The organism is Photobacterium sp. J15 (assembly GCF_963870815.1).
GTDB classification, from domain to species: Bacteria; Pseudomonadota; Gammaproteobacteria; order Enterobacterales; family Vibrionaceae; genus Photobacterium; species Photobacterium marinum.
In genome coordinates this window covers 1364806-1391628 of sequence record NZ_CAWMUI010000001.1, presented here as the reverse complement: position 1 = coordinate 1391628, position 26823 = coordinate 1364806, and the positions used below count along the sequence as shown (strand labels likewise).

At 41.3% G+C, this 26823-nt stretch carries 20 protein-coding genes, 1 tRNA gene and 1 pseudogene; 9 read left to right on the top strand and 13 right to left on the bottom strand.

Annotation, left to right across the window (positions count from 1 at the left end; translation table 11 throughout):
* Window positions 1–325: 325 nt before the first annotated feature.
* From AACQ93_RS06585 to AACQ93_RS06560, 6 genes are all read right to left on the bottom strand, one after another.
* The gene (locus AACQ93_RS06585; protein WP_157097519.1) at window positions 326–844 is read right to left on the bottom strand and encodes an SLATT domain-containing protein; all 519 of its coding nucleotides are present in this window, start codon (window positions 842–844) and stop codon (window positions 326–328) included.
* Window positions 831–2585, bottom strand: a complete 1755-nt coding sequence (locus AACQ93_RS06580; protein WP_232323291.1) for an ATP-binding protein — start codon at window positions 2583–2585, stop codon at window positions 831–833. The genes AACQ93_RS06585 and AACQ93_RS06580 overlap by 14 nt, the downstream gene beginning before the upstream one ends.
* Entirely contained in the window at window positions 2569–3822 is a 1254-nt protein-coding gene (locus tag AACQ93_RS06575) for an SIR2 family protein (protein ID WP_064603033.1), read from the bottom strand. Before AACQ93_RS06575 ends, AACQ93_RS06580 begins: the two co-directional genes overlap by 17 nt.
* Window positions 3823–3859: 37 nt before the next feature.
* Window positions 3860–4750, bottom strand: coding sequence for an SIR2 family protein (locus tag AACQ93_RS06570; RefSeq protein WP_064603031.1), 891 nt, complete (start codon window positions 4748–4750; stop codon window positions 3860–3862).
* 105 nt (window positions 4751–4855) lie between these two features.
* Complete coding sequence (locus AACQ93_RS06565) at window positions 4856–5695, bottom strand: FRG domain-containing protein (protein ID WP_064603030.1); 840 nt, start codon at window positions 5693–5695, stop codon at window positions 4856–4858.
* A gap of 243 nt (window positions 5696–5938) precedes the next feature.
* The gene (locus AACQ93_RS06560; protein WP_064603027.1) at window positions 5939–6913 is read right to left on the bottom strand and encodes an SIR2 family protein; all 975 of its coding nucleotides are present in this window, start codon (window positions 6911–6913) and stop codon (window positions 5939–5941) included.
* Between the two features lie 170 nt (window positions 6914–7083).
* On the opposite strand from AACQ93_RS06560, the gene AACQ93_RS06555 reads away from it, so the two are divergent.
* Window positions 7084–7311 (top strand): hypothetical protein, encoded by a 228-nt coding sequence (locus AACQ93_RS06555; protein ID WP_157097518.1) that lies wholly within the window; start codon window positions 7084–7086, stop codon window positions 7309–7311.
* Window positions 7312–9418: 2107 nt separating this feature from the next.
* Window positions 9419–10480: pseudogene (locus tag AACQ93_RS25440) on the top strand (recombinase family protein); the annotation flags it as partial.
* A gap of 519 nt (window positions 10481–10999) precedes the next feature.
* Here AACQ93_RS25440 and AACQ93_RS06550 read toward each other — a convergent pair.
* A tRNA-Ser gene (locus AACQ93_RS06550) sits at window positions 11000–11090 on the bottom strand.
* Between the two features lie 229 nt (window positions 11091–11319).
* On the opposite strand from AACQ93_RS06550, the gene AACQ93_RS06545 reads away from it, so the two are divergent.
* The 4 genes from AACQ93_RS06545 (at window position 11320) to AACQ93_RS06530 (ending at window position 14407) form a co-directional block, all read left to right on the top strand.
* Window positions 11320–11643 (top strand): hypothetical protein, encoded by a 324-nt coding sequence (locus tag AACQ93_RS06545; protein ID WP_064603025.1) that lies wholly within the window; start codon window positions 11320–11322, stop codon window positions 11641–11643.
* 107 nt (window positions 11644–11750) lie between these two features.
* Window positions 11751–12902, top strand: coding sequence for a PQQ-dependent sugar dehydrogenase (locus tag AACQ93_RS06540; protein ID WP_064603023.1), 1152 nt, complete (start codon window positions 11751–11753; stop codon window positions 12900–12902).
* Window positions 12903–13019: 117 nt separating this feature from the next.
* The gene (locus AACQ93_RS06535; RefSeq protein WP_007462284.1) at window positions 13020–13181 is read left to right on the top strand and encodes a hypothetical protein; all 162 of its coding nucleotides are present in this window, start codon (window positions 13020–13022) and stop codon (window positions 13179–13181) included.
* 11 nt (window positions 13182–13192) lie between these two features.
* Window positions 13193–14407, top strand: coding sequence for an MFS transporter (locus AACQ93_RS06530; RefSeq protein ID WP_064603021.1), 1215 nt, complete (start codon window positions 13193–13195; stop codon window positions 14405–14407).
* A gap of 72 nt (window positions 14408–14479) precedes the next feature.
* Here the strand turns inward: AACQ93_RS06530 and htpX are convergent, their stop codons facing one another.
* Window positions 14480–15358 carry a protease HtpX gene (gene htpX / locus AACQ93_RS06525; protein WP_064603019.1) on the bottom strand — a complete coding sequence of 293 codons (879 nt, stop codon included), beginning with the start codon at window positions 15356–15358 and terminating at the stop codon, window positions 14480–14482.
* A 413-nt stretch (window positions 15359–15771) separates the two neighbouring features.
* Between htpX and AACQ93_RS06520 the strand changes: the two genes are divergently transcribed.
* Window positions 15772–15936: a hypothetical protein gene (locus AACQ93_RS06520; RefSeq protein WP_198160096.1), complete on the top strand. Its 165-nt coding sequence runs from the start codon at window positions 15772–15774 to the stop codon at window positions 15934–15936.
* A 251-nt stretch (window positions 15937–16187) separates the two neighbouring features.
* A complete protein-coding gene (locus AACQ93_RS06515; RefSeq protein ID WP_084419004.1) occupies window positions 16188–16844 on the top strand; it encodes a hypothetical protein in 657 nt (218 codons plus the stop codon).
* A gap of 121 nt (window positions 16845–16965) precedes the next feature.
* On the opposite strand, the gene AACQ93_RS06510 is transcribed toward AACQ93_RS06515, so the two are convergent.
* The 5 genes from AACQ93_RS06510 to bioB all read right to left on the bottom strand — a co-directional run bounded on the left by AACQ93_RS06510 (window position 16966) and on the right by bioB (window position 25304).
* Window positions 16966–21357 (bottom strand): hypothetical protein, encoded by a 4392-nt coding sequence (locus tag AACQ93_RS06510; RefSeq protein ID WP_064603017.1) that lies wholly within the window; start codon window positions 21355–21357, stop codon window positions 16966–16968.
* A 239-nt stretch (window positions 21358–21596) separates the two neighbouring features.
* Window positions 21597–22277, bottom strand: coding sequence for a dethiobiotin synthase (gene bioD / locus AACQ93_RS06505; protein ID WP_007462272.1), 681 nt, complete (start codon window positions 22275–22277; stop codon window positions 21597–21599).
* Window positions 22270–23094, bottom strand: a complete 825-nt coding sequence (bioC, locus tag AACQ93_RS06500; protein WP_064603015.1) for a malonyl-ACP O-methyltransferase BioC — start codon at window positions 23092–23094, stop codon at window positions 22270–22272. The genes bioD and bioC overlap by 8 nt, the downstream gene beginning before the upstream one ends.
* Window positions 23087–24265, bottom strand: coding sequence for an 8-amino-7-oxononanoate synthase (gene bioF / locus AACQ93_RS06495; RefSeq protein ID WP_064603013.1), 1179 nt, complete (start codon window positions 24263–24265; stop codon window positions 23087–23089). The genes bioC and bioF overlap by 8 nt, the downstream gene beginning before the upstream one ends.
* Window positions 24252–25304, bottom strand: coding sequence for a biotin synthase BioB (gene bioB / locus AACQ93_RS06490; protein WP_064603011.1), 1053 nt, complete (start codon window positions 25302–25304; stop codon window positions 24252–24254). Before bioB ends, bioF begins: the two co-directional genes overlap by 14 nt.
* Window positions 25305–25523: 219 nt before the next feature.
* Between bioB and bioA the strand changes: the two genes are divergently transcribed.
* Window positions 25524–26783 carry an adenosylmethionine--8-amino-7-oxononanoate transaminase gene (gene bioA / locus AACQ93_RS06485; RefSeq protein ID WP_064606531.1) on the top strand — a complete coding sequence of 420 codons (1260 nt, stop codon included), beginning with the start codon at window positions 25524–25526 and terminating at the stop codon, window positions 26781–26783.
* Window positions 26784–26823: the final 40 nt, after the last annotated feature.

The window sequence follows — 26823 nt, the reverse complement described above, 5'->3', positions numbered from 1 at the left end:
CAAAGAATGTATTATTAACATATTGTACCCACATGGGCGATAGGTTGAGTATTTTAAAAAGCATGTGGTGGGATTTCGAGGTAGACCGCTTACAATATCTTTCTAGATAAAAATACTCAGCTGGAGTATTCAAATCCATACCAAGAAATAACTCATAATGGTTATTATAAATTCATGGTAAAGAACACCTAACTCAAAAATAGTTTTGTTTATTAAATCTTAGTACTAAGACATCATGAGAAAAACTTTTATAGACTTTTGGATACTTTTTATAACCTACATACATGTAATTATGATACGATATTAAATTTGAAATAAAACACTTTCAAATTAATAATGATGAAAATAATGAAATATTTCTTTCCTTTGGAGTTAATGGGGCACTTGCAGCAACATACTCCCACTCAATTCTCAAAGTTTTCAGTTTTGCACGAAACTTTTCATCTCCATACTTATTAGGACAAGTTGACTGTAGAAACTCTAGCTGTCTGCGCAGCTTTCCATAGCGGCCAGCCGTTATACGATGCTCATTTGCACGCTCACCAAATCTACCAAATGTCACTATACCGGATAGAGCAGCAGCAAAAGCACTTGAGATACCGATAATTAACTTGACTTGTTGAGGATTAGTCATTGGCTCATAAAAAATAAAAGCAGTTACGCCAGTTGTAAGTAATATGAGCAAAATACCCAAACGTTGATTAACTTTGTTTAAGTATTCCGTTTCTTTATAGTGGCCAATCTGTGCATCTTCTAGTTTCTTTAGCCAATTAGAAACCAGCTCAGTAACCCTCTCAGGCTTAAGCGGTAATTCAGAAATAGTTTGTGTATTATTCATCATCATTTTTGTCTCTTTTCCATGAGGAAGAGTATTCCGCACTTTTTGATGTAGGTGTAATATCCGGCTTTTTCATTTTGACCGTCATTGGAAAAGGGAAATCAATACCTAATAGTAACGCTTCACCTTGGCTTAACGTTGGCAAAAAAGATGCTGAACGTTGGTCCATTGAGCCTACAGCTCTTTTTACGATTTCTTGATCATGGTGATTAGTTAATCTGTGAACTATTAGTGAGCCTATTTGACTAAGAACATCTTCTGGAATATCACGGGGTCTTTGAGTTGCAATAACTACATTTAATCCGTATTTCCGACCTTCTTTAGCGATATTACCAAAAGAATCCAGCTTAATCGTACTAGCCTCGTCCCCAACTGTTTTATTAAGAAATTGATGTGCTTCATCGATAAAGACTAACATCGGATTATCATGACTTATCCTTCGGCATCGAGCAAGCTCCATTAATTTCCTACCAATAGCATTTACCAAAATCTCACGACCATTCGATTCGAAAGGTACAGCAGATAAATCTAACCGCATAATTCCATGTTCATAATCTGATTTACAAAATTCATCTAGCAAAGAAGGTATCTCTGTACTTTCTTTAGGATCTATTAGCCATTTAAGATATGGATTCTCTGAATATGACTTGATTCTAGAAATTAAACTCATGCAATATCCAAGATCACCATCTGAGGGACCACCCCAAACTGATTCATCAACAACCTGATCTCTGCCATAACCTTTTTTCCCTGATGGCCAAATACATTCTTGTGCGATTTGATCTGCAAGGTGACGAAAGCACCATTTTTTAGATTGATGATCAGTCTCAATAAACTGTACTGCACTGTTAAAGGGCTCTTTCCTTTGACCAGACTTTACCAAAATATAATTATTATTAACTTTTAGTTCGCCATAGTTCTTCCAATAACGGCGAACAATTCTCTGGCTTGTGATAGCAGCACTTAGTTTTGGAACTTGGGTTTGAGTCGAAGGGCGTAAAAAAGCGAAAATATCAGATTCAGGTAATTCCCAATGTGGGAACGTAACAGTATTTGAAGGCGTTGCTTTTTCATGACTACCTACATAATAAGTTTTACAGTCTAAATCTGAATATTCACCAGTGGGGTCAAGCAATAATGCTTTACCACCATTTGAACTTACTTCTTGTATTAGCCTTGATATTGAATAACTTTTCCCTCCACCTGTTGCCCCCAAGACTGCACAATGCCTTGAAAACAACTTATCTGGTGTCACGGTCACACTAACTGAAGAATCATGTGGAAGTTCCGCAATTTCTAGTCTCAGCTGATTTTGAGTAACATCTCCTTCAGCAAGCAATGATATTAAACTTGGATGGGCTGAATAGACCTGAGTTCCAAGCCTAGGGTGGCATTTGATTCCACGATGAACCTTTCCAGTTGAAGGATCAAGGCTGACTAATAGCTGAATTATACCGATGGGATTATTATAACCATTAGGAGCAGAAATCACATCAACTGATAGTCTCTCAGCTCCTTCTAACCATATTTTAACCAATCGTCCTAAAATCGCAGTTTGACCACAATCTATAAAGATAAACTCATTAACCTCACCAGACGCTATACGATCTCCTAAAAACCATTTTGGCTCACCAGACCCCGCATCAGATAAGTTTGCAGTCACTTCAGTCGGGGAAATATTAATTACACTACCAACCCGACGGTTTGCATCAAAAGGAGTGAACCAATCATTAGAACGCATTTTCATCCTTACTATTTCCCGCAACATTTGCAGCTAAAGTTTCAAAGGTTTTAAATATTTTTTCTTCAGGAGTCTCTTTTCGACGCTCTTGTAAAAGATCTGAAAAAGTTGAAAATTCTCCATCAATAATCGCAATTCTTCTATCACCTTCCAATATTGCAGCGTGTAGTAAATCTCGAATGTCAGGGTTAAATGATCCTCTTGTATCAAAGGGCTCTTTAGTGGCAATAAGTAAATTAAACTCAGGGTTGGTTCTAAGAGCCATCGTTACAGCATTGTTTATATGTTTGTCATTGAAGCCAAAACCAAGACATATTAAAGCTGTTTTGGGTTGTTGAAGGGAATGAAGAAAAGCAGACATCATATCCAAGTAAGGAGAATCATAGGATGTTTGATACTTGGTACAACTTGGATAGATGAAAACAGGGTTTTCAATGTTCGCTTTATAATCAAGCTTTTTAACTCTACCATTATCACGAGTCCAGTTTACAGACCCATGCATTTTGTATAACTGAAGAACATTTGAAATATATGAACTCGAATTCTTTGAATTGTCACTTCTATCCACAATATCATATCGAAACCAAGATGGATTAAAATAGCTCGGAGACGAAAACTCAAAGCCATCAACAACAACAAAACCAGTGTTAGCTGCAGAGTGCTCAAAGGCTAAATCATAATTAGTTGTAAACAATTTAAGACGTTGTTGCTTTGTGCTTCTTCGACCCACAGAGCGTATAAATTTATCATGATACTTCCAGTCTGCTGGCTTGATTCTGTCAGTAAAGTTTGTAGCTGTTAAGATGATTTTTTTGGAACGCTCAAGAAAGCAACTAAGCTTCTTAGATTCATCAATTCCTAAATTATCTAACGCTAGATATTGGTCACACAAAGATAAAAGAAGTTCTATATCATTCGATGTCTGACCGTTTTCATCTCTGTTTAGTTGCTTTCTATCATATTGTACCGTATCTAAAACGGCATTAAATAAATCAGAGTCATCATCTCTACACCTATTCCACAATTCATCCATGCTTGGGGCAATTCCACTAAATGTTAATGATGTTCCTGAGCCTGCTAAAACCACTAAATTGTCAAAATCCAATGTATTGTTAATATAATTTAACAAGGTTAGGTAATCATCATTTTCACTTAAATTATCACTATCAAGATCAATTGGAACTGGTTTTTTAAGGCCATTTTTTCGCTTTACAAATGTGGATAAAAAGCTAATAGTTGTCATATATTAATGATATCCATTTACTTATTCTTGTTTAAATTTATGCAGCCAATTCTGATTTCGGCATTTTCAACATATGCTCTATTGCAGTTTTATACATGCCTTTATAATCACTATTCTGAACTTGTTCCATAATCACTTCAACACCAAAAGATTCTAGTAAGCCTTTTTTTTCATCATCGATATTATCTGTGTAAAAATATACTTTATTTTTAATCAATCCATCATTAGAAAAACGAGCCCTCTTATTTAACAACCACCATATATCCGTTTCACTGTAATCCAACGAAAAACCAATAATATGAACATGACTTGAAAAAAACAGGTCAATCCATGATGTATGACAATACAGCTCATTCTCTAGTTTTTTTACCATAGGTAATACTGCTTTAGTTTCACCTTTAACTTTATACTTGTAGTTACCTTTTACATAAGAATCGATCTTACTTACTGAACCACAATAATGATCAAGTCCGAGCATTATCGACTTAGGGTGATCTATCTCGCCATGAATATTCCACAATAACTTTATGCCATTGTTTGTTTTATAAGCTCTTTTACGACGAAGACTATATATATCTTCAGTACTTAAAATTTCAGGAGTACTATCAATTGCTTTTTCAAATGCGTAGTCATAATTTGTTGTTAGGTAGTTGTCGAAATCCATGTTCGCCAACAACTCAAATAACTCATTTGAACACTGTGATTTCATAGCGACTGCTATACTTTGTTTGATTTTTAACTCATCAACTTTTAAACTAGCTTTAGCATTATTCTTCTCCATGAAAATACGTTCATAAACCATCGTATTTGGGAGATTATCACACATAAAATAATCATCTGCTTTTATTTCATCCAGAAGTTCATTCCAACTTACAGAGTTCTCAGAAATTCTGTTTAAGCCATTACCAAAAAATACTGTGTTTTTCATAAATCATCTAAAAACATCTTGTTAAACGGTTAATTAATTAAAATTACAACATCAGTTACACTTTAGACATGATTATAAATGTAACTACATAATTTTGATTGATTATCATATGTTATGGAAATCATCTACTATATCTTCTGTAATTTCTTTTGCCAAGCCATCAAGATCTGGAAATACAAATGAAGCTGTGATACCTAATAATTTAAGTTCCTCTTTCATCTTCTTTACACATTGGTATGGTATATAGATCTTATATATAAGCTGATTTAATGCTGTATACCAGTCTAGTGGTTCAACTCTATTACCATGTAACGTAAACATACCACTTTGAGATCGAATCCTTTTGTCAATATGTGATGCAGAAATACAAATAGGAAAGTTTGACTTGAACTCACCAGACGGATGAAGATAATGCTTCCACTCATCACATTCCTCACTGATATCCAATATGCCAACAATGTTATTCGATGTTTTGTTGATCTCATGTGGATTCATAATATAGATAGCAGCACCATGTTTTGAGTATCCAGTTTTTTCAAAAGTGCAAATACCCTCTTCCATATCTATATCTTCATCTATATTAATGATTCCATTCAAGGCAAAATAAAGTGCAACAAGAGCACTTGTGCTCCAATCTAACAATCTAGTAGGAACACCATAATGTTGCATCAAAAACATCCATTCAAAATCATTTTGTGGTGTATAAGAAATAAATGGTTTTGATTTTCTTTTGAAAGAGTTCAAAGCATTCTTAAAAGATGGTGTTTTATAACGTATCTCTCGTTTATATGTTTGTAGTATTTCTTTTTTATATCTAAGAAGACTCGGTTCTAATTGATAATCTGCATTTGATTGACCGCGAAACCACAACTCCTGATGAGTTTCTGATATTTCACTAACGAACTTAATTACATCACTTACTGAATATGCTACAAATTTTTCCACTACCACCTCAATGAATATAACACCTGAAAGGAGATGTGCCTTATAAATTAACCAAGCATGCTAAAGATCATATTAGTATCGCATTGTCGAAAGCATCACCTTGCTGGTTTTAATATGTTCAATGTTGTAACTTCTATGTACAAGGCACCTGTAATATAGTGTAACCGCTAAGTCAGCAAAACACAGAGCTCCATATAAAAAGGCCAAATGCAATTGATAAGCTTAATTACCATGATAAAAACACTATCGAAGATCTGTCCACTCTGTAAAATCAATAACTGAGTCAAGTAAATGAACTTCAACATTGAATCCTATAAATTTACTGTTCCAAAAAAGTGATCTATCAAGAGGTGTACCAACTCCTGAATACTCGATAATATGAATTTTTTTTCCTATTGCATGTTCAGTTATTTTTCTATTAAGGTGAGTATCATTTCCAGAATAACCAAACAGTATAATAACTTCAGCTTCAGTAATCGCTCTAGGCAGTCTTTTCCAATATTCTCTTAATATATCCGATGAATCTATTATCATCGGCTTATGCTTAATATGAGTTAATACAATATGACTTTTTTCATTCCATTCAATATTATCTCTTTCATCTCTTAGTAACTTCCTATCACCTTGATATAAAGGTGAACCATGCAAATGCATGTACCATGCTTGATTACGTCTTGAGAATCGATTTAAATTATCTGATGTAAAACCACTAGTTCTTGTAAAACCATCAATTAGCAAATCGAAACCATTTAGTATGTTTTTATTTTTTAGTCCATCATATAAAAGATTATCATAATTTAAAGTCGCTACATGTGATTTTGATTCACGAATATAATCGGCTAATGGGTTAAGAAAAGTGTTTGGAAGAAACTCACCCGATTGATGAAAATAAAATGCAACTTCATGGATAAATTTATTATATGCTTGAGGTAAGTCAGAAGCATGTTCAGAAAGCCATCTTGGACCACCTTCTACTTCAAGTTTTTTTAAATAATCTGTTACAACAATTGCGATCTGCAATTTTTCTAATTGATGCTCTCCTTGAGGAGCATTATGCTCACCAAGACCATCAATGGAGCCAATTATTAACTGCTTTTTATAAGCATCAAAATGCTCTGTTCCTTCCCATATAGTTTCTAATGCATTTGTTAACGAGAAGTATCTATGGTCCAACGCCATCCCTAACCCATTACCAAAGACAATTAAACTTCTAGACAACTATATTCTCCTTAAAGTGTTTAGCTCCAGCTATATATTGAACCATGGTAAAACCCTCCAAGCACACCGATCTCCATACCGAGAATTGCCGTACGGCTTCGGCAAGTTAATGGCCTTATTAGCCAAGGTACAAAATATGTGCATCGTACAGAGGAACTGAGGAAACAATCATGCCTGATTTTGGTATATCTGAATTTTCATCTATCGCTGTTACGACAGGAGCACAAAAAGTCACTAAAATTCGACGTATTGCTAATCGCGGTGAATATCTGTTTTTTAGAGACTATTATCAGCCTTTACGTACTACAATAAAGAGCCTATTAACCCACAAGCGCCATATTTCTCATTTATACGAGGTCGCACGTAAACAAAAAAATAGTAGTCGAAAGAGTTGCTAATAATTTTAAAGAATTGCAATCCGGTAAAAATAATAACTTCATATACACCACCTCATGGCCATTACAACTATCTCCAGACAAGCATTAACTGTAATCCTGAACTAAATGTTATCGTTAATGGCAAACCAACACTTGAAAACTTCTTTTCAATGCAAGTGAAAAATTACTCAAGAACGAGCAAACATCATTTGCTACTTAGTGTCAGAAGTAATAAAGGATAATAACTCTAACTATTCAGTTTTAGAGCTAAGCTCTGGAAAAGAGTATTTTTTAACGGAAATAATGAAAAATTTCTTGCCGAATTCAAGACGAAATTAAAATTATTCAGCAGCATTGGGTATAGAACTCGAAGCACATTCTCAACGGCATGGATGCCATTTTTCAATTACTCACTAAAGACAACTAACACTTTATTATACGAATGTGACCCATCTACCCTGCCCAATCGAAAGATATTAACAAAGAAATTTATTAATGCTGATCATATATCTTACTTCAGGTACGCTACCGCCCTTAGGTCACGGTCCTAATGCCTAAAGTCCGGAATGAACAAAACCAGCCATGAATGTACAGATAACTAGGCATTGTACTCCTTGTAATTTGTAGTGCAAATGTCATTAGTGAATTAATGCAATACGCATAGAGCATGCGTTAATGGGAAAACCGAATGAAATCGAGTGTCATCAGCAGAGACTGCTAAGTAATGGAATATGTTAAAGCCAAGTAACTTGGCGTAGAACAGGAAACCAATAGCACCAAGTACTGATTACAAAGGCTAACTCATCTTTTCTGCTGATTAACATGTATCGATAATTAGAGATGCACCGAATGATCATCACGACTATCGAAGCTGTTGCCACATTGTCATTGATGCTATCAGACTCAAAGTCTAGCAAAGAAGAAGGGTAAACTTGTTGGCGCATATCGGGTGAAGCAAAAGACATCTAACTGTCAATGACAACTCCTATGAAATCCTCACTGAAAAAATTAATTTGTAATCAATCAGAGATCATGAACAAAATCATATCTGCTCATATAAGCAATCGTCTAAATTTGTGAGTAACATACGAAGTCATATTTATAATATGACCTCTATATCTACCCATAAAAAAACTTTAACCGCTTATAAAAAGTGAGTATTTCGTGGCAAAATAACAATTTTAATATATCAATATTTCATAAAAACATTAAACATTCAAATAAAACACGAATAACCATCGTTTCTAAGACTATAATATTGAAGAAAAATTGCTATATTACCACAGTTAAACCACTGAAAATAAAAACATAATTAACAGCAGGCACGAGAAATTAAATTATAATTGTATATATCAGGTTCTAATGTCCATCTTAAGAGGTATTCAGATGCAATATGAACAGGCAACATGCCATATCTTTACTCTAAGATTAAATAGAAATATTAATGAAGCACTAATAAAAATCCTTATAAAAATGGGGAGTGAAAAAATTAACAAAATCCTCTCTAATAAAAGTTCCAGTAAAAAGATTATTGACTTCTCGAATATTGAATAACATTTATACAGATATTATCTAACATGATAGGTGTGCTTTATTTTTCAATTATTATGTTTTACTAAGGAGTAAATCATGAAATTATATGGTTATATTAGGATACGCTATATAAATCAGGAGAAGCATTATAACCCCTTTAATAATAAAAAGAAACGCATCTGCAAACAGACTAATGAAAAAAAGCGTAAACTGATTAAGTTTTTTCTCCGAAGAAGGAGAAGCTAACTACAACATTTTAAACAGTTCGGATCTGTAACAATGCTTATTATGATTAATCAAACATTGTCAAATATACCTCCTTGATGGTCTAGTTGTATCTTTTCTTTCTGATATATCTAGAAATGATACTTATGTTACAACTTATCTGACAAACACAACACCTACGACTGAAACTAATTCCAAATTGATGATTTATTAATTTTATAATTTAAGCACCTTCTTAAAAACTTATCAGACAACTTTAAGACAAATAAGCGTCAGAGATAAGTAATTATTGAATAATCAAACAGACACTTAAGCTAAGTGATAATTTATTTATGAATATCTTTCAACATTAACTTAGAGGTAAACAATAATGAGATTTTACGCATACCTAAGGATCTCCTCATATGGCCAAGCAGAAAAAGGGGACTCAATTGATGGGCAAAAGCGATTTATCAAGAAATGGGCAAACGATAACGGCCATGAGATTGTCAGATGGTTTAAAGATCAATCAGTAAGTGCTTATAAAACAAGGCCTCGTAAAGAGTTTGATCGCATGATCAACATGATTGAAACGCGAGACTGTGAAGATGATGAAGTTGATGGAGTTGTCGTTTATAACCTCTCTCGCATTTTTAGAAATTTAACTATCCAATGTTCCGTAATGGATAAACTAGAGGCTTCAGGGCTACGATTGATCTCTGCAACTGAAGGGCTACCTGAAAATTATACTGATTCCCGATTATTAGCATCAGTGCTAGGAATTTTTAATGAACATCAAAGTGCTAGAAATGCAGAAACAGTCCGAGACCGCCTCTACGAAACTGCAGAAAAAGGATATTTCACTGGCGGGATTATCCCTTTTGGTTACAAAACCGTAGAGGTAGAGGGTCAAACATCCAAACGACGAAAACTGTTAGTTATTAACAAAGAAGAATCAATAATAGTTCAAATGATTTTTGAACTTGCATTTAGAGGTAAAAATGGAAAACCAATGGGCGTTAAGTCCATAGCCTTATATTTAAATGAAAGTAATTTACTAAAGAGAGGTCGAAAATGGACTAGGAATGCAATAAGCAATTTATTAAGAAATACTGTTTATATCGGAAAGCTAATTTTCGGAAAAAAAAGTAAAAAACGTAATCAAAGAGCCCCTGTTACAATCAAATGTCCAGCAATCATTTCTGATGAACTGTTTTACAACGTAAGAGATGGAGTTGAATCACGCAATTTAAGAAACAGAAAAAGTTCTTCAATTAGATCAAAGCATAAATTAACTGGAATTTTAAAATGTGGATTGTGTGGTTCTAATATGGTGATTATGAAAGGCAAAAGCGGTAAATACTCATATTATGATTGTGGAAAGAAAATACGATATGGCAAGGGAAGTTGTAATTGTATCCCAGTAAGAAAGGAGATCGTTGAAGATTATGTAATTAACTATCTCATAAATAACGTAATTACCGTGCAGTCCATCATGGAAAATTACCACGATATAAAAATGGTACTGAATAACATAAAACGCGTTTCAACACAAAAGATTACAGAACTATCAAAAGGTATTGAAGCAAATAAAGAGAAAATTAATCGGCTTTTGGAAAAAGTTGCAGATGGTACGCTAGAACCAACTGAAATGACAAACAAATTTATTAATACTACTTCTGAAATGATTAATAAATTTGAAATCGAGCTGGATACGTTAAGAAAAGCCTCAACACTACCTATTAAGCAATTTGGTCAGACACAAGCAGAATTATTGCAAATTGGACTTACTAATCTACTTCGTAATGGAGCTGACGAAGATGTAAAAGTAGCGTTGCTGGAATTGTTAAGTGAAGTGCGCGTATACCCCAAAAAAAAGATTCTTCTAAAAGGGAACAAGATCGCACCTATCTTCATGGCGTCAAAGACCGCGACTGGAACTGATTTCTCAGTTCCAGTCGCGGTATCAAAGTGGCGGAGAGATAGGGATTTGAACCCTAGATACGCTACAAACGTATGCCGGTTTTCAAGACCGGTGCTTTCAACCACTCAGCCATCTCTCCGTAAGTGCGGCGTATAATACATATCACTTTTTCAACTGTAAATACCCACGCAAACCAAGTGCTCAACATTCAGACAAAACAAACAGCCAACAGTTTATTTATCATCCAAACCTACCATTCTCACTACGAAATCGATGTTTTCTCAAGTACATGAAAGCAATTGCGCTATAGAACATATATAGCTAAAACTGATAAATATAACGAATAGCAAAAAGCACAAGGAGTGCGCATGGCTGTTTCTCGCCCATTGTTAATTTTGATCTCACTTAGTTACGTCACAATTGCCCAAGCTTCATCACCAGAGGCATGGGATGAATTTGAAGACAGACTCAAAGCTGCATGCAGCCGCCTGTTTGATAGCGAATATTCTCACTATCAGATTCATACCGATCCCTTTGGTTCCGAGCACTTTGGCTTCGCTATAGCCAATGGAAAATTACGTTTAAGCTCCGGTCTGCGAGCACCAAAATCACTGATGGTCTGTGTGTATGACAAACAATCTCATACAGCAGAACTGAGCCGAAGCTTCAAGACATCACAGTTCGGACAATAGCTAACTTATTCTGACTCAAAGCTACCCCACACTCTTCCAAAGATTTGTCAGCAAGTATCGAATAAATCGTCTTTACTTACGACAGAGTAATATCAAAGGTATTCCCCATGAAAACAAAGAATAAGCATTACTGGCTGGTCTCATTTATTCTTTTTTTGTTCGGGCTAAGTTTCTCTCTTGTCAGTAATGCCTCAACAGTCATTACAGGGATAAGTGACGGAATGAATTACCAGGTAAAACTGATAACCCGGAATCTAAGCATCCCATGGGGAATGACCCTCATCACAACAGATCAAATGCTTATCACCCAGCGCCAAGGAACCGCACTCCTGCTGGATTTAACAAACAACACCAGCAAGCCTGTCAAAGGACTGCCAAAAATTGCAGCCAGTGGACAGGGAGGCTTAATGGATGTGATTACTGAGCCAAATTACCAGTATCCGGACGGGTGGATTTACTTCACTTACAGCCAAGATACCAGCAAGGGAGACATTACGGTTCTTGCTCGTGCCAAACTCTCCAATGAAACCCTGACCGACTGGCAAGAACTGTTAGCCACTGACTCTGCCAGCGGGACATCACGTCACTTCGGTAGTCGAATTACGTTCGACGAACAAGGACACCTGTTCTTTTCAATCGGCGATCGCGGAGTCAGGCCAAATGGCCAGGATCTCACCAACCATGCAGGCAGTATTCTTCGCCTTAACCTTGATGGCACTATCCCGGCCGACAATCCGTTTACCAACCAGTCAGCAGCCCGTCCTGAAATCTGGAGCTACGGCCACCGTAACCCACAAGGTCTTGCCTATGATTATCAAGCCAATCGTTTATGGGCGATTGAACACGGGCCTCGGGGCGGTGATGAAATCAACCTAATCATTAAAGGGAAAAATTATGGGTGGCCAATAACGTCTCACGGCAAAGAATACTGGGGACCACTAGCCGTGGGGGAAGCCACTGAAAAAGAAGGGATTGAATCGCCGAAAAAAGTTTATATTCCGTCCATCGCACCAAGCAGCCTGCTGCTTTACACTGGTGAAGCGTTCCCGAATTGGCAGGGAGATTTATTTGCCGGCGCACTAAAGCTTCAACACATCAACCACCTTTCCCTTGATGAAGCAGGAAACATCATTAATGAAGAACGATTAATTACTGAACTGGAAGAACGTGTCCGTGCGCTGATTCAGAGCCCGGACGGCCTGCTCTATTTTTCTACGGACAACGGTAACTTGTACCAAATTTCACCAGTTCAACCATAACCGCTTTATTTAGCATCACAATGCGTAGAATGCATAATTTTTCTGATTTTTATTCATTTGCATCATAGAGAGCCTTCTTCTACCATCCCGCCTCTTTTTTCACACTAAGAGGCATTGATGTTTTCACAATCCCTTATTGCGCAACTGGCTCGGATGACCCTCTTGCTGATAATCACCCTTTTCGGTGTTCATCACTGCCAACCATTGTTGGACTCACTGGCTCATCAAGCCATGAATGGCGGCTGCCATCAACACAACAATATTGAACTTAACAATTAAGATCTTTAACCATGAGCATTTTTCGTTTTCCACTATTAGTATGGATGGGAATAGGGACACTCATCATCAGCCTAGGGATCAGGCAATCATTCGGTATCTTCATGATGCCTGTTTCGCACCATTTTGATACCGGGCGCGAGTTCTTCAGTCTGGCAATTGCACTACAAAACCTGCTGTTTGGTGTCTTTCAGCCTTTCGTTGGTATGGCTGCAGACCGCTGGGGTGCACGACGAGTGATATGGGTAGGTGCCGTCGCTTACGGTCTTGGCCTCTACCTGACTTCTATTGCTATTGAACCGAGCTGGCTGTACCTGACATTAGGTACATTGGTTGGTCTGGGACTCAGCTCCACCAGCTACGTAATCGTACTTGGTGCAGTAGCTCGTGTAGTTCCGCCTCAGCACACCGCGAAAGCTTTCGGCCTGACGACAGCAGCTGGATCATTCGGTATGTTTGCGGTTATCCCTGGAGCTCAAGCGCTGTTGAATCAGTTTGACTGGCAGGCAACACTACAGATCTTTGCCATGCTTTGTACTCTGATGCTGGCTTTTTCCTACTTCATGTGCACTGACTCGAAGAAAGACGCTGAATCTTCATCAGCTGAAGCTCAGCCGGAGCAAACACTGCGCGAAGCACTGAAAGAGGCATTCAGACACAAAGGCTACTGGCTGATCCACATGGGCTTCTTTGTCTGTGGTTTCCACGTAATGTTTATTGCCACTCACCTGCCAAGTTACCTTGCCGACAAAGGCCTGCCGGGTTCAACTGCAGCAATGGCACTGGCATATGTGGGTATCTTCAACATCTTCGGAACCTACTTCTGGGGACTGGTCGGCGATAAGTTCAATAAACGTTATGTAATGTCATCTCTGTACCTTATCCGTACTGTAGTCATCGCAGCATTTGTTGTCTTTCCGGTTACCGTTGAAACCGCAGCCTTCTTTGGCGGTGCTATCGGTTTTTGCTGGCTGGGAACCGTGCCGTTGACATCTGGCCTTGTTCGCCAGATTTTCGGGGCGCGCTACCTGTCAACGCTGTACGGACTGGTCTTCTTTACCCATCAGGTTGGCAGCTTCCTCGGAGCCTGGTTCGGAGGCCGTATTTACGACTACTACGGAAGCTATGAGCCTATCTGGTGGACTACTGTGGTAATGGCTTTCCTGGCTGCATTGATTCACCTTCCGGTTGATGATCGCCCAGTGCCTCGTCTTGCTGCGGCAAACTAAACACAACAAAAAAGCCTGTGCAAAAATACACAGGCTTTTCTATTTAATTTAGCGTCTTAACGTCAGTCGCTGTTACAGGTGCTCACCACGGCGAAGCGCATCAATACGCTTATCCAGAGCCGGGTGCGTCATAAACAGCTCAGAAAGCGACTTCTTACCGGTAATACCGAACGCCATCATTGAGCCTTCAAGCTGAGATTCCTGTCCCATCTTCAGGCGTTCCAGCGCAGCGATCATTTTCTCTTTACCCACTAAATGTGCAGAGCCAGCATCAGCTTTAAATTCACGGTGACGGCTGAACCACATCGTCAGGATGCTTGCCAGGAAGCCAAACAGAACTTCCATAATCGATGAAACAATGAAGTAAGTCATGAAGCTTCCGCCTTCACCGCCCTCTTCTTCATCATTCATTCCGCTTACCGCACCGGCAATCAGGCGTGAGATGAAAATAACAAAAGTGTTCACCACACCCTGCATCAGAGTCATGGTTACCATATCACCGTTGGAAATATGGCTCACTTCGTGTGCCAGTACCGCTTCTGCTTCATCACGGGTCATGCTGTGCAGCAAACCGGTAGAAACCGCAACCAGAGAATCATTACGCTTTGCACCGGTCGCAAATGCATTGATATCTGGTGAGTTATAGATAGCAACAGTCGGCATACCAATGCCTGCCTGCTGAGCCTGACGAGAAACAGTTTCCATCAGCCAATGCTCAGTTTCGTTACGAGGATGCTCAATGACCATACCGCCGACAGAGCGCAGTGCCATTGATTTCGACATAAACAGTGAAATCAGAGAACCACCAAAACCGAACAGCGCAGCCATTACCAATAAGCCATTCATGCTTCCTGGCTGCAGGCCGGTAAAGGCATAAATAATGTTCAGCACGACACTGAAGACAAGCATTACGGCAAGGTTAGTCGCCAAGAACAATGCAATTCGCTTCATCTTTATATTTTTCTCCAATAACAAGAAATCATTTTTATATAACTCAGACAGTTATGCTGCACATTACGCACGTTATCTGCCCGGTTGCAATTTATATTATGGTCGATCAAAGTAAATTCAAGGGAAAGAGTTAAATTGTTACGTTTCGTTAGTATGATTATCAATACCGAAGACTACCCAACTTTTCACTCTTCACCGACTTATTACTCAAATAAACCAGCAACATATATTACCAAAGATGTCATTCTCAGAGTGAATAATCTTTGCTGACCCGATGCTGAACAACCAATATTTAACACAAAATTGACGTCTTTAGACTTTGGTCTTATTGCATCAGAGGATGCATTCCACTATTGTCGGGTCTAAAGCGTTATATAGTGTGTTCACTTAATTCGGTTTATCAAGGAGGAATGATGGCTGATCACGAAAACTACCAGGTAGCAATTGACATTCTTCGCTGTCATCTTGGTATGTCTCTGGATGAGGCCCAAAAAGAGTTGGGGCTTGATGCAGTCAGTAAAAAGAAAAAGTTGTCAGATGCAAAAGAAGCCCTTATCGGACTAACCCGCGACAGCTAATCCCGCAAGACAAGGACTGGTTAAAACTAATTCTGAAAACCTCCTCACTATGAGGAGGTTTTTTCATTTCAAACATACATAATGATACCAAACAGGATAATGTGATTTTCATCACTAAATACAGCCTGCATTCAGTATCACAAGCACATAATTGTCGTACCTAAAATCATTAACAAGTAAGTCCCCGCTGGCTTCAAGCAAGAGCTAGACATCAAAAATATCAGGGACAACAAAAATACTGACAATTTATTATGCAACCTAGTTTAACTTCGCATGAAAGAACCTCTGATGAGGCACAACCATTACACCCCCTTTTTAAATCAGCCCTGACATTTTTGGGACTGGCCCTGTTACTTGCTGCTTCTGCCTTTGTTATCCGAATGGATGTCATCTATAACCAGAGCGGTATCGGTGAAAATTCATTAGTCGAGCACCTGCAAGAAACTTATATGTTTATCGTTGCTGTCTTGTTCGCCGGGGTCGGATTGAAGCAGCGTTATCAGCGAGGGTTCACCGTTCTGATCAGCGCTTTCTTCTCCATTGTGTTTATCCGTGAACTCGATTCAGTTTTCGACCAAATCAGCCATGGCTTGTGGAAGTATCCAGCTTGGTTAATCGCGACAGTGGCAATTATCTATGCCCTTTCACACAAAGAAACAACCTTCAAACCTCTGATCAACTACACGAAACACCGAAGCTTTGGCATGATGCTAGCGGGAATGGCAACCCTTCTGGTCTTTGCCCGAATCTACGGAATGGGTGATCTTTGGCAGTCGATCATGCAGGATGACTACATTCGCCCGGTAAAAAACCTGGCTGAAGAAGGTGTTGAGCTTTTGGCATATAGCTTGGTGCTTTTCGCTGCCGCATGGTACTGCCTGCCGGAGCTGGTTAAGAAGAAACAATAGCAACGCAAACAGCAAAGATTTGTTACGGAACAGAACAAAAAACGGCGCAGGTTGAATCCTGCGCCGTTTTTTATATTTAGAACGGAAATGACACTCGGGTTATACCGACTGCCGTATTAACTTAGAGTCCTGACCGCTTGCGGCTTCTGAGCATCATTCCGGCAAACAAAGCCAGCAAACCAAACAAGTTCACTGAACCACCGCTACCTCCACCATCTGAACCAGACGTTCCCTGAGGTTTAACCGGTGTCGCTACTTTAGGTGCAGCCGCAACTTTAAGTATCACCGGATACTTATATTCATTTCCATGGGTTGCAACCGTAAGATCAAATCCCAACTCTTCATCTTTCGTCCATGCAGGCAAATCCACATTCAATGTTCTTGCATGAGGCGCAGTAATTGTCACTTCAGGACCTTTTACCTGCTCCCAATTAAACTGATAATCAACACCAGCTTTTAAGGATGCAATCTCATCTGCAGCCAGCGAGAAGCGTGCTCCCGCAGTCTTCTGTTGCGGTTTTACTGGCATTGGAGCAGGCCCGAGATCAGCCACTCTCACTCGGATCACTTTACGGTTTTCTCTGTCTTGTTCTGTCACAGTCAGTTCAAGCTCGACATCGACTGGGGCATCTACCTCTGGCAGGTTTGTACTTAATTTAACACCTTTATATGGCAAACCAGATAAAGCAGGGCCACTAAGCTGTCTCCAGCTATAATTCAATGGCGCACGGCCTGTACCAGTTGAATTTGAGGCATCGATAACAAGCTGACTAAGTTCATTCATTTCAGCCGGAACCGAATTCTTAAACTTAATAACCGGAGATGGAATCACAAATTTAGTTACCTGCACCTGCCACTGTTTTTTACTGTGAGCAACACCATCGAAGGCATCAAGCTCAAAAACCAGTTTGCTATCCGATGCAGTCTCCGGGACCATAAATGTCAACTTAGTTCCAGTATGCTTCAACACAACTTTTGGCCCTGATACCTGTCTCCAGCTATGAGTCAATGCGGAAGGCCAGTTATCAGTATCTGTTACATTTCCAATCAAGGTAACCTGTTCACCAACATTAACCATAAGCGGGCCGTTAATTGACACCGTTGGCGATGAGTTTGTATAAGCACGCCACGTTAAAGTTCGGGTTGCAACTGAACTTGCCTCACCGTCATTGGCAGTAACATTAATCTGAGCGGAACCTGCCACTGCTGTTCTAGGCAGTGAAATCCGAATTTTCTCTTTGCTTAGTTTTTCAAAAGTCAGTGCTTTACCATTCACAGAACCCGTCACTTGCCAGTTCAGTGTTACTTGTTCAGGAGTTTCATCCTGAAGATTTGCCAGAATCTCAACACTTTGTCCAGACTGAACATTATCTCCCCCGGAAAGAGTTACAACCGGAGCTTTATTCGCAGGCTTAATTCGGATAACTCGACTTGAAGTTTTAGTTGCCTCACCATCACTGACTTCAGCGGTCAATGTAATTGATGATGCAGGCACAGTTGATGGAATCGTCCAGGACAAGGTTTTACCTTGAGGTAAAACAGGCGCATCAACACCTGATATCGTCCAACGTACAGATAACTTATCAGTCGCCGTTTCCTTATCATTCACCATCGCAGTAACACTCAGCAACTTACCGGCTTGTACTTCAGCAGGTGCATTTAAGCTGATAGTTGGTGCAGCATTGATATGCTTCAAACTCACTTGAGCTGTTTTAATCACGGCTTGTTGCGCAAGTTCTCGATTGTCCCGAACATGAACCGACACCGTTACCGTTTTATCAGTATCCGTTGCAGGAGCATGCCATTGAATAGAATTCCCCTGACCAACTTTCTGATTATCAACATACCACTCAACACTCAAATAGCCTTCACTGTCGGGATCAATCAATTGCTCAATGGAAAAAGTTGCAGTCTCGCCTTCATTAACTTCGGTCGGCGTTTTCAGTTCAAAAGTAGCAGGCTGATTAACAGCATCCACTACCAACTGATGGCGTACAGTTCGGGTATTACCGTCAAATGTAAATGATGCTTCAACGTCATAGCGTATGGGTTCCGCAAGGTTAGGGATATCAAGAATAAATGACTCACCGCTTGATTGCTGAGTACCGCCAGCGAGCTTCCATTTCACCGCAATCGGGTTGCCGTTCATCATAGCTTGCAGAGTAACACTTGAGTTTTCTGTCACATTCAACGGACCATCAATAGTAAATGCAGGTACACAATCAAGAGTCAGTAACTCAGCACTCTTATAGTCATGTGAAGTCATTAACTGCCACTTACCTACAGTTAGTTCAGAGTTGTGAGTAAGGGTTAACCACTGAGTATTTCCCGTGAGCGCTAACTGATTAAGAGTGAACGTTTCAGCCCCCAGATTAAGTTTAGGAGCAGAAGTGATTACGTTATCACTCTTTAATAGAAAGACATGATGAGTATTGTTACCGCTCCATGCTAACGTATCAGCGATATTCAGGAACCACTTGTTACCTTCTTTCTCAAACGCTTGAGAGTTAGATTGCAAACCGCCAATAAGAGTGAACGGATAAGCTTTATGTTGTAGCAACTGGCCGTCTTGTGTATGTTCCAAGGTTAGTGGCTGTGAACTTGCAACCCCACATGTCATCTGTGGTGTTGGCAAAGTAATGGCTCGCTGTCCATTAGCTGCCACCTCAATATTCTTCGTCATCTGTCCCGGAAATCCAACAGTTACACTATCTGCTTTATCTGCTGTACTGTGGTTCACCAAAGTCACTTTAGCCTCTGATGACATAACAGGAACCAGAGCAACACGTGATTCTGGTTCAACCTGACGAGGCAATAAGTTCGAGTTGGTTAAATTACGGCGGTAGATATCCTCAGCTTTACCAGCCGCATCAAGGCGACGAGCGGAGACCACAATAGCCTGAGCTAACTCTCGGTAATGAGCATCCACTGATAATCCAGCAAAAGTTTCCAGCACAATGTGATCGGCAAGTTTGCGACCATCATCCTGGCCATGAAGTTTAATTAACTCTTCCATTGATGCCAGCAGAGGTTGAGCCAGCATGGGTTCAAAAAAGACCTTTCCTTCCGGACCATTCACGCCACCGTGTGAACCATTAATCTGCAATTCCAACCCATCAAAATAGTCATATAACGGCTCAAGAATCTGCCTGTCTGCACCTTTGCTGGTACAAACATCATTGCGAAATTCAGCAAGAACACCGTTCCAGTTCTGATCCTGACGCAAAAATCCACCAGCCCAGTAATCTGCAAAACCTTCGTTCATTGCTGTATTCACCGAAGAACTACGCCCCAGAGCCTGCAATCGGACAAAAACAGAATGTCCCTGTTCATGAAGAACAGCTCCTGCATCGTACATCGACGCAGGACAACCATTATTGTTAATTTGGATAATATCAAAACCCGGCTTATAGACACTGCTCCATCCTGAACCAAGTTTTGATAAAACAAGCCCGGGTTTAGCCGGAAACAAGTTCGAATACCCCAAAACATTGGAGGCGTGGTTTACGCCTTTATCGGCATAATCGAGGTTGGTGAGAATAGTCGATAATGTATACTTTTCATCTACATCAGCCTTATCCCATTGTTCCTGAAACGAAGCAGATTCATAGCTCCATGGGAAAGCTTCACTATCCAGATACACAACATTTTTGGTCCGGAGATTACCATCACTATTGATTACTATACTTTGCAAACGAGGCGGTAAAATTTCCCAGAAATTCTGTTTATAATCAGCACTCAACGTTCTTTTCGGATGCTGGCCATAGCTTCGCCAGTTCCATGAAGACATGGCAGGAACAGCATCTTTATCTGTTCGCTTTGCATAAGGAAAACGCTGTGAACCCCCCGGTCCCGCATGAAGTGTTCCCCACCATAATTCTAAAGCCCCATCAGGGTTACGAGATGGCAGGTTCAACTGAAAACCAAGTTCAAGGCTGTTATCAGGCATCAAACGATATAATGGTTTTGAAGTAACCTCATCAGCAATAAAGCTCGGTTCAAGCAGAGAATGATCTACTTTATTGATTAGTTTTAACCTACTGGCCTGAATCTTCAGAGCGGTAATCAAAGTATTATCATCCTGCGACAGCAAGGCTTTCACTGCATTGACAGCATCATCTTTCGTCTTAATTTTGCTGACACTGTAATCACGTGCAGTTAATTCAGCATCAACAACTCGATACTGATAACGGAATAGCTGACACTTATCATCAACAGAAAGAATCAACTCCTGTTTGTCTACCGGAACATTCTCATGAAGAAGATTAAAAAGTAAGTGATGGCTTCCTACTCCATCGATCTTACTGATATAAGCAAAGTCATCAGATTTCCAGCGGCTACCGACGCGTTCCAATACATCAGGCAATAGTGCCCGCCCTTCGTCTTCGTCAACCTCACCAACGACAACGCAATTTAAATCATTTGGGAATGCCATTGCTTCTGATTCTTGCAATAACGCTGCATGTGCAGAACCAGCAAAAAGCAAAAGAAATGACCAATTCAACTTATTCATTTTGAATTAACCGTACACTGTTATTTTTATTAAATGCCACTTTAGAATAAATGAACGCAAATTATGAACACTATTCATTTGCGAGAAGTATAATTATAAAAAACATCGTTTTAAAGCATTTATTTCACACATTGAAACAAACGAACACAAATGCGACATAACAAGCAATAACAAGACATAAAAAAACCCTGCATCTCTGCAGGGTTCTTTGGGATTATTTAAGTTGGGTCTGTTAAGAATTAAAGGCCCAGTGGCGACAGATCAATGTATTTAGACAGGTCGCGTTTTTTAATACCCGGCATATATGGGATTTCACCCAATTTTTTACCTGGCAGGTTTTCTTCCAACATACGGATAATTTCCGCGTAGTTTTCCAATCCAGGATTAATGCGGTTCGCTACCCAGCCAACCATCTCAAGCCCATCATTTTTGATTGCTTCAGCGGTCAGAATTGCATGGCTCAAACAGCCCAGTTTCACGCCAACAACCAGAACCACAGGCAATTTTTCCTGCTTCACCCAGCTGGACAGAAAATCGTTGCGAGAAACCGGTACACGCCAGCCGCCTGCGCCTTCCACCAGAACAACATCTGATTTGGCTTTCAGATGCTCAAGGCCTTCTGTCAGTACATTAAAATCGATAACCCGATTCTCTTGCTCAGCAGCAAGGTGTGGAGACACCGCTGCTTCAAACGCATACGGGTTAACTTCGTTATAGTTCAGTTCCACAACGGAAGCGTCCTGAATATATAGTGCGTCTGAATTACGCATCCCCTCAGGCGTCGGCGCACTGCCTGACGCAACTGGCTTATAACCCGCCATCTTAATATTCGCGCTGCCAGCAGCGTGTAGGATTGCGCGAGAGGCTACAGTTTTACCAACTTCGGTATCTGTACCTGCTATAAAGAAAGCGTTAGTCATTAATAATTACTCCGAAACAGACTTGATATGTTGCCGGCAGTTGACCGTTCTCATCTCGAAACTCATCATAAGCGCGTTCTAATGCCTGAATCGTTTTACGACCGGCCAAGCCTGCTTTGCGCTCTTGCTGCAGATGTGTCGCCCCTATCCCTTTAAGGTCTTTCATGAGTTCAACTGCCGTATTGTATTGCATAATAACGGGCGTAAATTCTAGGGCATGATTCGGGCACCCCGCTTGCGCCAGCGCAAGTTTTATGGCCTTTGGCGAAAGAAACTCGTTCACATGTTGATATTGATCAACCTCACGCCATGCTTGTGAAAGCTCATGTAATGAGCCGTCAGAAAGGGTGGTAAACATAATTAGCCCACCCGGTTTTACCACCCGGCGCAGCTCTTTAAGCGGCAACGATAAATCACCACACCACTGCAGAGCCAGGCTGGTGAAAGCAATGTCAAACTGGTTATCGTCGATTGGCAGTGCTTCTGCGTCTGCTTCAAGATATGTCGCTGCGCTGCCACAGCGTAACTCGGCCTGAGCCAGCATTTCTACTGACAAATCGGCAGCACAAACCTGATAGCCACGCGCAATAAGCGCCTCGGTGAAATAGCCGGTTCCGCACCCTAAATCCAGCGCCCGACTACCCATCGGGGTCACGGCAGGCAATTTATCCAACAACCGATGCCCAACACGACGCTGGAATGCGGCGGCTTTATCATAGTGCTTTGCCGCTCGGCCAAAAGCGGCGGCAATCGCTTTTTTGTCAGTTAGCTCTGTCTCTTGCTGACCATGAGTGACTGCATTCATTCCGTTAGTCATGAATCACCTCATTAATCGCTGTTACCAGCTTGTCGATATCTGCCCGGGTATGAGCAGCAGTAAGGGTAATACGCAGACGGGCAGTATTTACCGGCACTGTTGGCGGCCGAATGGCGCTGACCCAAATCCCGCGTTGCTTCAATTGTTCTGAAACCGCCAGTGCTTTTTCGCTGCTGCCGATAAGCAAAGGCTTAATTGGCGTCGGCGTCTTAATCAGTTCAATATCGTCATTCACTTGTTCACTCAGCAACATGCTCAGTTCAAGAAGCTTGTCCCGTCGCCACTGATCTTCACGGATCAGCTGACAGGCTTTACTCAGGGCATGGGCTTGCGCCGGCGGCATTGCGGTCGAATAAATAAAATGACGGGCAAACTGAATCAGGTATTCCGCAGTATCGTCATCACACAGAATCGCTGAGCCCTGAAGACCGAAGGCTTTACCGAAAGTCACCACCAAGACATCAGGCTTGATACCTGCGTTGTCACAACTACCGCGCCCCTGCTCCCCCAGAACCCCGCAACCGTGAGCATCATCCACCACCAGCCAACTGTTGTGCTGTTCACAAAGCAGCTTCATTTCTGCAAGCGGTGACAGATCACCGTCCATGCTGAACACACCTTCTGTGACCACCATAGTGGCGGAGTCCGGTCGAACGACGGTATTCGGCTGATCGCTATATCGGGATAACGTTCGCTGCAAAGCTGCCAGATCGTTGTGAGCAAAACGACGCATGGTTGCCGGGGAAAGCATACCGGCTTCCATCAATGAGGCATGATTCAGTTTGTCCTGGATCAGTACATCGTCTTTCTCAAGCAAGGTGAACAGCAAAGCCTGATTAGCACTGAACCCACTGTTGAACAGCAAAGCTCGTTCATAACCGAGCCAGTCTGACAGTTGTGCTTCCAACTGATGGTGCGCGGTATGAAAACCTGTCACCAAAGGTGACGCTCCACTTCCAGTTCCGAATAATGCCAGACCTTCCTGCCAGGCTTTGACCAATTCAGGCTCCTGCGCCAGACCAAGGTAGTCATTACTGGAGAAATTAATAAACGCATCACCATGGTGCTCGACACGTTGTTGCTGACGGCTCAGACAAGCTCGACGGCGATACAGTCCCTGAGCCTTACGCTCACTCAGGGACTTTTCTATACGTTGCTTAAAGTGAGGCATCGTAGAACAGGTCATCTTCACCCGGACGTGCAGCAACGCGTTCTGCGACCTGCTCCAACAATTCCTGCTCCTGAATCTGATCAGGCTTGGAAGACTGCTGCTGGCTGTTAATACCCAGCTTGGCAAAAAGCTGCATATCTTTGTCTTCACCCGGATTCGGTGTAGTCAGCAATTTACAGCCGTAGAAAATAGAATTCGCGCCCGCCATAAAGCAAAGCGTCTGCATCTGATCATTCATGTCTTCACGACCGGCAGACAGACGAACAGCCGATTTCGGCATAATGATTCGGGCAACGGCAATAATACGGATGAAGTCAAACGGGTCGACATCCTCTGCAGTTTCCAACGGCGTGCCTTTAACTTTAACCAGCATATTAATTGGCACACTTTCAGGGTGAGTCGGCAGATTCGCCAGTTCAACCAACAGAGCAGCACGGTCACGGGAAGTTTCGCCCATACCAATAATACCGCCCGAACAAATCTTCATACCGGCCTCACGAACATGAGCCAGGGTATCGAGGCGATCCTGATAAGTGCGGGTTGTAATGATGCTGCCGTAATACTCCGGCGAGGTATCCAGATTATGGTTGTAATAATCAAGACCGGCATCAGCCAGCTCAGTGGCCTGATCACTGGTGATCATTCCCAGCGTCATACAGGTTTCGAGTCCCATTGATTTTACGCCACGTACCATATCCAACAGATATGGCATATCGCGCTCTTTCGGATTCTTCCATGCCGCTCCCATACAGAAACGGGTCGCCCCAGAGGCTTTTGCTTTCGTTGCCGCATCCAGTACCTGTTCAACTTCCATCAAGCGCTCACGCTCCACATCAGTACGGTAATGAGCACTTTGCGGGCAATATTTACAGTCTTCCGGGCAAGCACCGGTTTTAATTGAGAGTAGTGTGCTGACCTGAACTTTATTCGCCTCATGATGCTGACGGTGTACCTGTTGTGCTTCAAACAACAGGTCCATAAACGGCTTATCAAATAAGGCTTGAACTTCCGCGACTGTCCAGTCGTGACGTACTTCCACGTGCGTAACCTCTTCTTGTCTGTAACAGCCTGGCCATTGGTTTTGTAGTAGGGACCATGGCATTAACAGTGGCTATTTCTGGCTTGTTTTCATTCGAATCAGTGAATTAAAACTCAATTCAAATGGGTATCAATACTTGGCTAGTCTACTTCCAGTTAGTAGACTGTCAACTATCAACAATAAGCAAGGTTTACAACTGTGCAAGATTTACACAATAAAATCGATCTGGAATTTGACCAACAGCACGTCTGGCATCCTTACACATCGACCCTCAATCCCCTGCCTTGTTACCCGGTAGAAAGTGCTCAGGGGGTTTACCTCAAACTTGAAGACGGACGTGAACTGATCGACGGTATGTCATCCTGGTGGTCAACGATTCATGGCTACAACCACCCGGCACTGAACGAAGCTGCAACCAAACAGCTCGAAAAAATGTCTCACGTAATGTTTGGCGGGATCACCCACCAGCCAGCGGTTGAATTGTGCCGGAAGCTGGTCGATATGACACCGGAGCCGCTACAGCATGTATTTCTGGCTGATTCAGGATCGGTTGCAGTTGAAGTCTCGCTTAAGATGGCCCTGCAATACTGGCATGCAAGAGGCGAAAGAAGGCCGAAATTCCTTACCGTCAAACACGGCTATCACGGCGATACTTTCGCGGCAATGTCGGTGACAGATCCGGAAAATTCCATGCACAGTCTATATAAAGGATTTTTACCTGAACACATTTTTGCCCAATCTCCTGAATGCGGTTTTTATGATGAATGGCAGGAAGAAGACATTGAGGATTTCAAAGATAAACTGGCCGAGCACCAAAGCGAAGTCGCCGCTGTAATCATAGAGCCGATTGTACAGGGTGCGGGCGGCATGCGGATCTACCACCCGACCTTCCTGAAACGCGTCAGGGAGCTTTGCAATGAATACGGCATCCTGCTGATAGCAGATGAAATCGCGACAGGTTTTGGCCGTACCGGCAAGCTGTTTGCGTGTGAACATGCCGGAGTCAGCCCGGATATAATGTGTGTCGGGAAAGCACTGACCGGCGGCTATATGACGCTTTCAGCTACACTGACCACCAAGCATGTTGCTGACACCGTATGCGGCGGAGAAGCCGGATGTTTCATGCACGGGCCAACTTTTATGGGTAACCCGTTAGCCTGTGCTGTCGCCAATGCCAGCCTGACTGTGCTTCAACAAGGAGACTGGCAGCAGCAGGTAAGTAACATTGAAGCGCAACTGGCAGAGACACTGCCAGAAATCGGTAAGCTGGAAAAAGTGAAAGATGTCCGCTGGTTAGGCGCTATCGGCGTGGTTGAACTTTTTGAACCAGTGAACATGGCAGAGATACAGAAAGCTTTTGTAGACAGTGGTGTCTGGATTCGCCCATTTGGCACACTTGTCTACATAATGCCTCCATTTATCATTAAGCCACAAGAACTTAGCAAACTGACATCTGCAATATTGAGAACTCTTCAGTAGTATCGAAATGCAGACAGTTTCCAAAAATTGTCTGCTTATA

Bases quoted from the DNA above. Each gene is read 5' to 3' on its own strand.
- AACQ93_RS06585 (WP_157097519.1), bottom strand. From the start codon at position 844: ATGATGATGAATAATACACAAACTATTTCTGAATTACCGCTTAAGCCT.
- AACQ93_RS06580 (WP_232323291.1), bottom strand. From the start codon at position 2,585: ATGAAAATGCGTTCTAATGATTGGTTCACTCCTTTTGATGCAAACCGT.
- AACQ93_RS06575 (WP_064603033.1), bottom strand. From the start codon at position 3,822: ATGACAACTATTAGCTTTTTATCCACATTTGTAAAGCGAAAAAATGGC.
- AACQ93_RS06570 (WP_064603031.1), bottom strand. From the start codon at position 4,750: ATGAAAAACACAGTATTTTTTGGTAATGGCTTAAACAGAATTTCTGAG.
- AACQ93_RS06555 (WP_157097518.1), top strand. From the start codon at position 7,084: ATGCCTGATTTTGGTATATCTGAATTTTCATCTATCGCTGTTACGACA.
- AACQ93_RS06545 (WP_064603025.1), top strand. From the start codon at position 11,320: ATGGCTGTTTCTCGCCCATTGTTAATTTTGATCTCACTTAGTTACGTC.
- AACQ93_RS06540 (WP_064603023.1), top strand. From the start codon at position 11,751: ATGAAAACAAAGAATAAGCATTACTGGCTGGTCTCATTTATTCTTTTT.
- AACQ93_RS06535 (WP_007462284.1), top strand. From the start codon at position 13,020: ATGTTTTCACAATCCCTTATTGCGCAACTGGCTCGGATGACCCTCTTG.
- AACQ93_RS06530 (WP_064603021.1), top strand. From the start codon at position 13,193: ATGAGCATTTTTCGTTTTCCACTATTAGTATGGATGGGAATAGGGACA.
- htpX (WP_064603019.1), bottom strand. From the start codon at position 15,358: ATGAAGCGAATTGCATTGTTCTTGGCGACTAACCTTGCCGTAATGCTT.
- AACQ93_RS06520 (WP_198160096.1), top strand. From the start codon at position 15,772: ATGGCTGATCACGAAAACTACCAGGTAGCAATTGACATTCTTCGCTGT.
- AACQ93_RS06515 (WP_084419004.1), top strand. From the start codon at position 16,188: ATGCAACCTAGTTTAACTTCGCATGAAAGAACCTCTGATGAGGCACAA.
- AACQ93_RS06510 (WP_064603017.1), bottom strand. From the start codon at position 21,357: ATGAATAAGTTGAATTGGTCATTTCTTTTGCTTTTTGCTGGTTCTGCA.
- bioD (WP_007462272.1), bottom strand. From the start codon at position 22,277: ATGACTAACGCTTTCTTTATAGCAGGTACAGATACCGAAGTTGGTAAA.
- bioC (WP_064603015.1), bottom strand. From the start codon at position 23,094: ATGACTAACGGAATGAATGCAGTCACTCATGGTCAGCAAGAGACAGAG.
- bioF (WP_064603013.1), bottom strand. From the start codon at position 24,265: ATGCCTCACTTTAAGCAACGTATAGAAAAGTCCCTGAGTGAGCGTAAG.